The following is a 9734-nucleotide window of genomic DNA, read 5'->3' as shown; positions in this document are numbered from 1 at the left end:
GACCCGGACGGCGGCGAACATCGCTTCACCTGGAGTCGCCTGGGCCAACTGACCGAAGAGATCCTGCCCGACGGCAGTCGCCGGTGTTTTTCCTACGACGCCCTGGGGCGTTTACTCAGCCGCCAGGACGAACACGGCGCGCTCACGCACTACCAATGGGACGCCGTCGGCCGCCTGCTGCAGGTGACCTTGCCCAACGGTGCCACCCGGACCTGGCGCTACAACGCCTACGGCAAGGTCACCGCCGAGTGCGATGAACAAGGGCGTCTGACCCGCTACGAATACGCCGACGACCTGCACCTGATCAGCCGCCGCCTCAACCCCGACGGCAGCGAGCTGAAATACCGCTACGACTCGGCGCGGCTGTTGCTGACCGAAATCGAAAACGAATCCGGCGAAAAATATCAGCTGGACTACACGCCCGGCGGACTGATCCGACAGGAAACCGGCTTCGACGGCCAGCGCACCGGTTATGCCTACGACCTCAACGGCCACCTGCTGAAAAAAACCGAGTTTGGCGCCGATGGCAATCAACGAATCACCGCGTACCAACGCGACACCGCCGGCCGCCTGCTGCGCAAAACCTTGCCGGACGGCGCGACGATCGATTACCGCTACGACGCTCTCGGACGCTTGGTCAGCGTCGACGACGGCCACTGGCCGCTGGCCTACGAATACGACGCGCAAGACCGGCTCGTCGTCGAACACCAGGGCTGGGCCACCCTGCGCTATCGATATGACAGCGTTGGCCGCTTGATCCATTGCCGCCTGCCCGACCACAGCACCCTCGACTACCGCCACGCACCGGGCGGCGCGCTGTTTGCCATCGACCTCAACGGCACGTGCCTGACCGAACACCGTTACAAAGGCGGGCGCGAACGGCAACGCCAGCAAGGCCTGCTGCTCAGCGATTACACCTACGACGAACAGGGTCGCCTCAAAGCCCAGACCGTGTGGCAAACCCAGCAGCAACAACTTTTCTGGCGCGACTATTCCTACAGCGCCAATGGCAACCTCGCCGCGCTGTCCGACACACGAAACCGACGCAGCTACCAGTACGACGCGCAAGATCACCTGCTGCGCATCGACTACACCCACAGCCAAGCCCCGGAACATTTCGCCCACGACCCAGCGGGCAATCTGCTGATGATGGACCGCCCCGGCCCGACCACCCTCAAGGGCAACCGCCTGCTGATGGAGGGCGACCGCCACTACGACTACGACGCCTACGGCAACCTAGCTCGCGAACGCCGCGGCAAAGCCCAGTGCCTAATTACCGAGTACCGCTACGACAGCCAGCACCGCCTGATCGGCGTCACCACCCCGGACGGCAACGAAACGTCCTACCGCTACGACGCCTTCGGCCGACGCATCAGCAAGACCGTGGACAGCCAGACCACCGAATTCATCTGGCAAGGCGACCAAGTCATCGCCGAAAGCAGCAACAGCCACTACCAAAGCTACGTCTACGAGCCCGGCACCTTCCGCCCCCTCGCACTGCTCGAAGGCGAAGGTCCGGAAAAAGCCACGCCGTTCTACTACCACCTCGACCACCTCGGCACACCGCAGGAACTGACCAGCCACCAAGGTGAAGTGGTTTGGGCGGCGCGCTATAACGGCTACGGCAAACTCACCGGACTGCTGCACGGCGACGGCAAGCGACTGGAGCAACCGCTGCGCTTCCAAGGGCAGTACCACGACCGGGAAAGCGGCCTGCATTACAACCGGCACCGGTACTACAATCCGGAGACAGGGCGGTATCTGACGGCGGATCCGAGCAAGCTCAAGGGAGGGCTTAACGCCTATCGCTACACCCTGAACCCGACGGGGTGGGTGGATCCGTTGGGGTTGGTGGATTGTCCGGGGAATGATGGGTGTAAAAAGCCGGCGGTTGGGGAGCAAGATCCGGCGGCTAAAGTCGGGGTGGATGAGGGATCTCCACCACCTCCGGCACCACCAAAACCAGACAAATGGAGTCGGCACCCTAAAAGTATCCAAGACCAGATGGCCCTAGAGTCTGCGAAAGCGGACAAAGGCCTTGTAATTATTGAAGAACTAGACGATCCAAATTACTACAAAATGGAGAAAATGGAACTAAAAGTAAAATCAAAAAACAGGAATGACTCCGTAGTGCATTATGTTCGTGACCCGAGCACAGGCAAACTGATGGACTTTAAATTTAAAAAGCACAGTACCGACGACATAAAGCCATGGGGCAATGACCCCTCGGTACCACCTGGGATTTTTGAGAAATGAAAGCCACATGCATATTGAACAATCTAAGTAGTAGCGCTCTGACGCCAGAAACAGCTGCCCGTCTGAAGCGATATATATCCTTCCCCGATGGTGAGTTGAATCTCGTGATCGGCAAAGAATATATTGTTTATGGGGTGGAGTTTCGAGACAACTGCCCTTGGTTATACATCTGCATTGATGAGTACGATGAGTACCCAATACCGCTTGCAGCAGACTTCTTCAAAATCACTGACGGACGCCTTTCATCCCACTGGCAGCTCAACTTTAAAGTGACCAATACCGGAAGAAACAAAACCCAGTTAGTTTTTTTTGAATGGGCTACTGATAACTTATTTTATGAAAACCTTATCTCGGGCGACGATCACGCTGAGGTCATTTTCGACAAGTATAGAAAAATTATGGACGCAGAGTAGCTAGGGACAGTTTACTGATGCGCACTTCCGGCAGGCAATCCCATAAAATGATCGCCAAAAAAATAACTATTGAGCTTCACGGAAAAATCAATCACGCAACTCTTGAATACGACAGAGGAGATATAGCTCTGACAGTAAAAATTCCTGGAAAATCAGAGAAAACATACACAGGCCTTGATTACTACACATGCCTCGGCAAGGTACGACAAGATTTCCCCAACATTAAATTTCTGTGCAAGGGTTCGAAAATCAACGTCTACCCTTCGCGTATGTGCTCGCAAATGGCTAGCGGACTAGTAGCTTACGAAGTCTCTTGGGGCAAAGCCGCAGGCAGGGAGAACATAGTCCAAATCTTTGATTACGAGGACAAAAATTTAGTCACCGACATTAACATTCAGCTAGATTATCACAAGCGATGGCTGCTATCTCTACACGAAGACTCGTGACACCTGCAATGATATTGATGGTTCATTATGCACGTGAATTCTCAAGTGTAGGACTCTAACCGCGTAAAAAATTATGCCATTGCATGCCGGGGGGAGCACACATACCGCAATCACAAACACCGCGCCATAAGCCACTGCTCTTCCCCCCAAGCCTCAAAACGCTCCAGCACGTCCCAACCCAGCTTGGCGTAATAATCACGTTGGCTGTGGGTGTGCAGGAACAAGGTGATGATTCCAGCCTCTCGCGCATGACTGCAGATGCCTTCGATCAACTGCGCCGCAAGCCCTCTGCGTCGAGCCTCTGGGGTGATGAATACACACGCCAGCCACGGGCCCAGCTCAGGCTGGTCAGGCAGGTCGTGGCTGGCCAGTGAAGCGCCGCCGAGCAACTGGTCGTGTTCCATGGCGATCAGGCACTTCCAGCGGCCATCGTGCTGCCCCGCAGTGAATTCCTGCTGCCAACTGGCGAGGGATTGCTGGGCGAACTCATAACTGAATTCCCGATGGAGCCACTCGGCCATCTGGTCGCTTTTATCCATATGGTTAGTAAGCCAATCCATCTGCAGCATTTGAAACACTCCTTGTATTTAGTCAGCCGGCTGCTGACCCGCTTTGCTCGAAAGAAGACACCCGCGAGCAGGGTCCGTTAACCCGTTTATGATCCGAGAGTGTTACAGCGTCCGAATCAACGCTTCGGCGTGCAGACGAAACACAACATAAGCTTCATCAAAGCTCGGGCGGACATTGCCAAAAATCAGCGGCATGAGCTTCGCGTCATACTGGCTACGAATCTGCGCATCCGAACTCGCCTGATGGAGAGCGCACTGCATGACATTTCCCGGATCGTCAGCAAATGGAGGAAACTGCCGACCAAATTCGAGCGCATCAAACTCCACCAGACGTTTGAAACCGAGAGCGGCTCGTTCGCCGACAGCCAGATCGCCACGGCTTATGCAGTAAACATCATAGATATGCCGCACCAACGTATCGTCCCACGGCTGGAGCATGGCTCCGGCTTGGTGTTGGGCGTAGCGGCGAAGAAACGAAATGACTTTCTCCGCAAGCGTTTCCTCAACCGCTACGCAGGCAATATCACCCAATCGCCCAGACCTGGCGGCGAGTCGATTGACCAGGTACTCCAGCGGCTGCTGAGTCACTTCAAACTATGGGATTCGCGCAGTCAGCTCAAGGCTTAGATAAGGGCGCAAACTGGTGTCGTGAGGGTATTGCGGAGCATATTGCCAACGACTGGCGAAGTATCGGTTTTCATTCCGGGCAACACACGCTTCCACTATTTCCTCGAAACCGAGTTCGGCGAGGACATGACAAACCTGAGTCTTCAGGGTGCTGAGATGCCGCTTCTGAGCCGAGGCACTTAACGCATCAGGCTCGTCCAAAACGATCTTTAAGTCGACGTCCTCCGACATACGCTCGATCAGTTGGTAAGCCTTCGACAGGCTTGTGCCGCCGCAAAACACCAGGCGAACACCTGGAAACCGCATCCCCATCAGAGCTTGCAAAGCATCCGTCACGTGGACGTCTTTTTCCAGGATGCTAGCCGTAAGCAGCCCGACATCGACCTCAGCCAACACCGCATCGATTAACTCGACCTGTTCAGGCGTGATGATTTTCATAAACGACGTACCGACCACCGAAGCCGAGCTTGCGATTAATACGCCGTGAACCTGTGTCAAAAACGATGCCGGCGGGTAGCTGCAAGCTATCGCTGGCGTTGTATTCACGCACTGCGCGTCCCGCCGTGATCTTCACGCCAAGCTTTTGCAGAACCAAAGGTGCCAAGACTTCAAGGGGGCGAACCGGTATCGGCTTGCCCGTAAGCACACTGGCCTTGGCCTTTGCGAAGACACCCACGCCGAGCTTGACCAATACACCGTTGGCCACCAGATGACGCAGCGCTCGGGATACCTGCGCGGGGCTGCCGAAGTCGGAAAACTCGGAGCGTAGAAACACATCGTCCTTTCGCAAGGCGATTGATCTTTTAAGCCGCTCTTCGATAACCATGGCTTACCTCCCGGCAGCACCTAACAAAAATTAACTCTCAACAGATTGTTTTATAAGGAGATTTAAATACAAATAGTGCTCATAGCTCGCTCAGTATAAATCAGAGTCAAAACATCGGCCAATGCAGCCTTGAAACAGGATCGCATGCACAGCGCACAATTCATTTCAGGCACAAAACCTGTGGGAGCGAGCTTGCTCGCGAATGCGGTGGGTCAGCCGCCATTGAGGTTGACTGAAACACCGCATTCGCGAGCAAGCTCGCTCCCACATTGGTTATTTCTTGCACAGATCACTGGTTTTAGATGCCTATCCGCGCTCATTCTCGAGAAATACCCGCCTGCAAGCCCTCAACCTATCGTAATCTCGCACCTGTATAAGCCCAGCCCCGCAACCGGCCGAGATCTCACCCCGATGCCCTCCATCTACCAACTCAAGCCCGCCTTTCAAAACCTGCTGCGCCCCATGGTCCAACGCCTCTACAACAACGGTGTCACCGCCAACCAGGTCACGGTGCTCGCCGGCATCGTTTCGGTATTGGTCGGCGCGGTCATCGCCTGGTTTGCCAACCATCCGTGGATCTTCGTCCTGGTACCAATCTGGATGTTCCTGCGCATGGCGTTGAATGCCGTGGACGGCATGTTGGCGCGGGAGTTTGGCCAGCAATCGCATCTGGGCGCCTACCTCAATGAGCTATGCGATATCATCGCCGACGCTGCCCTGATCCTGCCTTTTGCCCTGTTTGCCGATTCCAGTCTATTGCTCGTGTTGTTGGTCACGCTGTTGGCGTTGTTCAGCGAATACGCCGGCGTGCTCGGGGCAATGGTGGGGGCTTCGCGGCGCTATGACGGGCCGATGGGCAAGAGTGATCGCGCCTTTGTGTTGGGCGTGTTGGCGACCGGCATTGCCCTGGGTTGGCTCGGGGCGCTCTGGGTCGATGGTGTGATGGCGGTAGTTGCCGCCCTGCTGGTTTATACCTTGGTCAATCGGGTCCGTCATGGCCTGGGCCAAGTGAAGGAAAACGCTCCCTCAGCATAAAGGAACTTGCAATGCGCGAAGCCCAGGAACTGACGTTCACCACCCACGATGGCGTGGAGTTGTTCTACCGGCACTGGCCGGCTGTCGACGCGGCCGCGGGTGAGCCCCGCCAGGCTGTGTTGTTGTTTCATCGTGGTCATGAACACTCCGGGCGCATTGCGCACCTGGTGGATGAACTGGACCTGCCCGGGTTCGACTTCTTTGCCTGGGACTCACGCGGCCATGGCCAGTCGCCTGGCGAACGGGGCGACAGCCCGAGTTTTGCCACCAGTGCCCGGGATGTGCAGACTTTCTGCGATCACATCGGCGCGGCGCATCAGATCGACGAAGCGAACATCGCCGTGGTCGCACAAAGCGTCGGCGCGGTGATCGCGTCCACCTGGGTCCACGACTACGCGCCGCGCATTCGCTCGCTGGTGCTGGCGTCGCCGGCGTTCAAGGTCAAGCTCTACGTGCCGTTCGCCCGTTCGGGCCTGGCGCTGATGCGCAAGTTCCGTGGCAATTTCTTCGTCAACAGCTACGTCAAGGCGAAATTCCTCAGCCATGACCCGGAGCGCGTGGCGTCCTACGACAGCGATCCGTTGATCACCAAGGCCATTTCGGTGAACGTGCTGCTGGGCCTGTACGAAGCCGCCGACCGCGTGGTGGCCGATGCCCAGGCGATCCAGGTGCCGACGCAACTGTTGATCTCCGGATCGGACTTTGTCGTGCACCGCAAACCCCAGGAGCAGTTCTTCGAGCGCCTGGGCAGCCTGCACAAAGAGAAACACATCCTGCCGGGCTTCTTCCACGACACCCTCGGTGAGAAGAACCGCGCGCCGGCCGTTGCCAGTGCCCGCCGCTTCATCCTGCAGAACTTTGCCCGACCGCTGGACCGCCCTTCCCTGCTGGACGCCGATCGCCTGGGCGCGACCTGCGCCGAAGCCGAAACCCTGGCCACGCCGCTGCCGCACAACTCGCTGCGCGACCTCTACTGGCGCATGACCCGCGCCAGCATGCGCTTTGGCAGCAAATTGTCGGCTGGGGTGAAGCTGGGCTTCGACACCGGGTTCGACTCCGGCAGTACCCTGGATTACGTCTACCGCAACCGCCCCACCGGCACGTCGGCGCTGGGCAGGATGATTGACCAGAACTACCTGAACTCCATCGGCTGGCGCGGCATTCGCCAGCGCAAGCTGAACGTCGAGGAGCTGCTGCGCCTGGCGATGGCCGAGTTGCGTGCCCAAGACCGCGAGGTGCGCATCGTCGACATCGCCGCCGGCCATGGCCGCTACATTCTCGAAGCACTGCAAGGCGTCAGCCCGTTGCCCGAGTCGATCCTGCTGCGCGACTACAGCGACATCAACGTGCGCGACGGCAGTGCGCTGATCGCGGAAAAAGGCTTGGGCGATATCGCCCGATTCGTCAAAGGCGATGCCTTCGACCGCCAGGATCTGGCGGCGCTGGAGCCGAAACCCACCCTCGCCGTGGTATCGGGCCTGTACGAGCTGTTTGCCGACAACCAACTGGTCGGTGGTTCCCTCGCCGGCCTGGCCGAAGCTGTGGAGCCTGGCGGTTTCCTGGTCTACACCGGCCAGCCGTGGCACCCGCAACTGGAACTGATCGCCCGCGCCCTCACCAGCCACCGCGCAGGTCAGGCCTGGGTGATGCGTCGACGCACCCAGGCGGAAATGGATCAATTGGTTGAGGCGGCGGGCTTCCGCAAGATCACCCTGCGGGTCGATGAATGGGGCATTTTCAGCGTTTCGCTGGCCCAGCGAGTGCAGTAATGAGCGCCGTCATCGCCCCGGCCCGCGAGCCCGCACTGCTGAAACCGGCGGTGCTGTGGCTGCTGTTGCTGGCGCCGCTGTTCTTCACCACCTATGGCTTCGCCACCTGGGTCACGTCCCAGCGTGACGACGTCGGCACGCTGGTGTTCGCCTGGGAAAGCCACATGCCGTTCATGGCCTGGACCATCGTGCCGTACTGGTCGATCGATGTGTTGTACGGCCTGTCCTTGCTGCTGCCCACCAGCCGCGAAGAACTCAAGCGCCACGCCTTGCGCCTGCTTACGGCGCAGGTGATTGCGGTCAGTTGCTTTTTGCTCTGGCCGTTGCGCTTCACCTTCCCCCGCCCGGAAATGGACGGGGTGTTTGGTTGGTTGTTCGAAGTGCTGGCGGGGTTCGACAAGCCGTTCAACCAGGCGCCGTCGCTGCACATCGCGTTGCTGGTGGTGCTGTGGGTCTGCTATCAGCGGCATCTGCAGGGCTTCTGGCGCTGGGTGATGCACGGTTGGTTCGCGTTGATCGGCGTGTCGGTGCTGACCACTTATCAACATCACTTCATTGACCTGCCCACGGGCGCGTTGGCCGGTTGGCTGTGTGTCTGGTTGTGGCCGCTGGACCGTCCGAGTCCGCTGCTGAGTGCGCGGCTGGCGACGGATCCTGCCCGCCGACGCTTGGCCCTGCGTTATGGCGTGGGCGCGGCGGCGCTGTTCATCCCGGCGTTTGCCTTCGGCGGCGCGTGGCTCTGGCTGATCTGGCCGGCGGTCGCGGTGCTCGTGGTGGCGCTGAATTACCTGCTGTTCGGTGCCGACGGTTTCCAGAAGCGTGCCGACGGCCGCTTGAGTCCGGCGGCGCGCTGGTTGCTGGCGCCCTACCTGGCGGCGGCGTGGATCAATTCGCGCAGCTGGACGCGCAAGCATCCGCAGCCGGACCAAGTGGCGGATAACGTCTGGCTGGGGCGAATCCCCACGCCGATGGAGTTGAAGGACAGCGCGTTTACCGGCGTGCTCGACCTCTGCGCGGAACTGTCCATGGACAGCACGGGCGTTGCCTATCGCTCATTGCCGGTGCTCGACCTGACCGCACCGACCGCCGAGCAATGCCTGAAAGCGGCAGAGGCCATCGAAAGCCTGCGCCAGCACGGTCCGGTGCTGGTCTGCTGCGCCCTGGGTTATTCGCGCAGCGCCACGGCGGTGGTTGCCTGGTTGTTGCACAGTGGGCGGGCAGCGAACGTTGACGCGGCAATCGTGCAAATCCAGCGCGCTCGGCCGCGTATCGTCTTGCACGCGGCACACCGTCGCGCGCTGGAGCAGTTATCCACAGCACAGGGGAATGTCCATGATCACTGATATGGAGCTCCACACCGTGGCGAGCCTGTTGCGCCGGGGGCATTCGCTGGACCAGCTGTCCACCGGGCTGACGCTGCTTGGGGCGCTGCTGGGGTTGGGGCAGTGGCTGGTGGGCGTTATCGATCCGTGGTTGCTGCTGTTGAGTGCCACACTGATCGTCCTCGGCGTGCTGGAGAAATACTGGGCGCTGCGCGTGGCATTCGATGCCGATCTGTTCCAGCGCATGGCTGACAGCACCCAATCCCTGGCCGAACGCACCTATACCTTGGACCAGGCCCTCACCTCGCTGGGCCTGCAACCGGCCGCACGTGCCGGCCGTCTCTGGACCGAACGCCGGCACGGCGCGTTGTTGCTGCTGCGTCGGCAATCGCGGTTGCTGGCCATACAAGTTGTCTTGGTGCTGGGCTTCATCCTGGCCAGTCCCTGGTTAGCTTCAGGTATGTAGGAGCT

General features: G+C 59.1%; 9 protein-coding genes and 1 pseudogene. 7 read left to right on the top strand and 3 right to left on the bottom strand.

Features of this window, described 5'->3' with window-relative positions; genetic code table 11:
- The 3 genes from AB4Z20_RS17935 to AB4Z20_RS17925 all read left to right on the top strand — a co-directional run.
- Positions 1-2256: RHS repeat-associated core domain-containing protein (locus AB4Z20_RS17935; protein WP_442090334.1), on the top strand; the 2256-nt coding region annotated here is incomplete at its 5' end.
- Entirely contained in the window at positions 2253-2669 is a 417-nt protein-coding gene (locus tag AB4Z20_RS17930; RefSeq protein WP_258689481.1) for a hypothetical protein, read from the top strand. The genes AB4Z20_RS17935 and AB4Z20_RS17930, both read left to right, overlap by 4 nt.
- 17 nt (positions 2670-2686) lie before the next feature.
- Positions 2687-3115, top strand: coding sequence for a hypothetical protein (locus AB4Z20_RS17925; protein ID WP_258689482.1), 429 nt, complete (start codon positions 2687-2689; stop codon positions 3113-3115).
- A 110-nt stretch (positions 3116-3225) separates the two neighbouring features.
- Here AB4Z20_RS17925 and AB4Z20_RS17920 read toward each other — a convergent pair whose 3' ends face one another.
- From AB4Z20_RS17920 to AB4Z20_RS17910, 3 genes and pseudogenes are all read right to left on the bottom strand, one after another.
- Complete coding sequence (locus AB4Z20_RS17920) at positions 3226-3684, bottom strand: GNAT family N-acetyltransferase (protein WP_442090333.1); 459 nt, start codon at positions 3682-3684, stop codon at positions 3226-3228.
- A gap of 102 nt (positions 3685-3786) precedes the next feature.
- Positions 3787-4617, bottom strand: a pseudogene (locus AB4Z20_RS17915) (nucleotidyl transferase AbiEii/AbiGii toxin family protein).
- 112 nt (positions 4618-4729) lie between these two features.
- Complete coding sequence (locus AB4Z20_RS17910) at positions 4730-5137, bottom strand: DUF6088 family protein (protein WP_003205962.1); 408 nt, start codon at positions 5135-5137, stop codon at positions 4730-4732.
- Between the two features lie 411 nt (positions 5138-5548).
- Here AB4Z20_RS17910 and AB4Z20_RS17905 point away from each other — a divergent pair, with 411 nt between their 5' ends.
- From AB4Z20_RS17905 to AB4Z20_RS17890, 4 genes are read left to right on the top strand one after another with little or no spacing between them, the layout of a single operon-like run.
- Complete coding sequence (locus AB4Z20_RS17905) at positions 5549-6172, top strand: CDP-alcohol phosphatidyltransferase family protein (protein WP_024619064.1); 624 nt, start codon at positions 5549-5551, stop codon at positions 6170-6172.
- 11 nt (positions 6173-6183) lie between these two features.
- Complete coding sequence (locus AB4Z20_RS17900; RefSeq protein ID WP_442090332.1) at positions 6184-7941, top strand: bifunctional alpha/beta hydrolase/class I SAM-dependent methyltransferase; 1758 nt, start codon at positions 6184-6186, stop codon at positions 7939-7941.
- A complete protein-coding gene (locus tag AB4Z20_RS17895) occupies positions 7941-9284 on the top strand; it encodes a phosphatase PAP2/dual specificity phosphatase family protein (protein ID WP_442090331.1) in 1344 nt (447 codons plus the stop codon). The genes AB4Z20_RS17900 and AB4Z20_RS17895 overlap by 1 nt, the downstream gene beginning before the upstream one ends.
- Positions 9274-9729 carry a hypothetical protein gene (locus AB4Z20_RS17890; RefSeq protein WP_253469763.1) on the top strand — a complete coding sequence of 152 codons (456 nt, stop codon included), beginning with the start codon at positions 9274-9276 and terminating at the stop codon, positions 9727-9729. Before AB4Z20_RS17895 ends, AB4Z20_RS17890 begins: the two co-directional genes overlap by 11 nt.
- Positions 9730-9734: the final 5 nt, after the last annotated feature.

It is taken from the genome of Pseudomonas sp. KB_12, assembly GCF_052114545.1.
In the GTDB taxonomy this organism is placed as follows: Bacteria; Pseudomonadota; Gammaproteobacteria; order Pseudomonadales; family Pseudomonadaceae; genus Aquipseudomonas; species Aquipseudomonas brassicacearum.
Note: the sequence above shows the minus strand (reverse complement) of the source record. Positions and strands in the feature narration are given on the sequence as shown.

What these genes read in the sequence shown, in the direction of transcription:
- AB4Z20_RS17925 (WP_258689482.1), top strand. Translation starts at nt 2,687, where the DNA reads ATGCGCACTTCCGGCAGGCAATCCCATAAAATGATCGCCAAAAAAATA.
- AB4Z20_RS17910 (WP_003205962.1), bottom strand. Translation starts at nt 5,137, where the DNA reads ATGGTTATCGAAGAGCGGCTTAAAAGATCAATCGCCTTGCGAAAGGAC.
- AB4Z20_RS17920 (WP_442090333.1), bottom strand. Translation starts at nt 3,684, where the DNA reads ATGCTGCAGATGGATTGGCTTACTAACCATATGGATAAAAGCGACCAG.
- AB4Z20_RS17895 (WP_442090331.1), top strand. Translation starts at nt 7,941, where the DNA reads ATGAGCGCCGTCATCGCCCCGGCCCGCGAGCCCGCACTGCTGAAACCG.
- AB4Z20_RS17930 (WP_258689481.1), top strand. Translation starts at nt 2,253, where the DNA reads ATGAAAGCCACATGCATATTGAACAATCTAAGTAGTAGCGCTCTGACG.
- AB4Z20_RS17900 (WP_442090332.1), top strand. Translation starts at nt 6,184, where the DNA reads ATGCGCGAAGCCCAGGAACTGACGTTCACCACCCACGATGGCGTGGAG.
- AB4Z20_RS17890 (WP_253469763.1), top strand. Translation starts at nt 9,274, where the DNA reads ATGATCACTGATATGGAGCTCCACACCGTGGCGAGCCTGTTGCGCCGG.
- AB4Z20_RS17905 (WP_024619064.1), top strand. Translation starts at nt 5,549, where the DNA reads ATGCCCTCCATCTACCAACTCAAGCCCGCCTTTCAAAACCTGCTGCGC.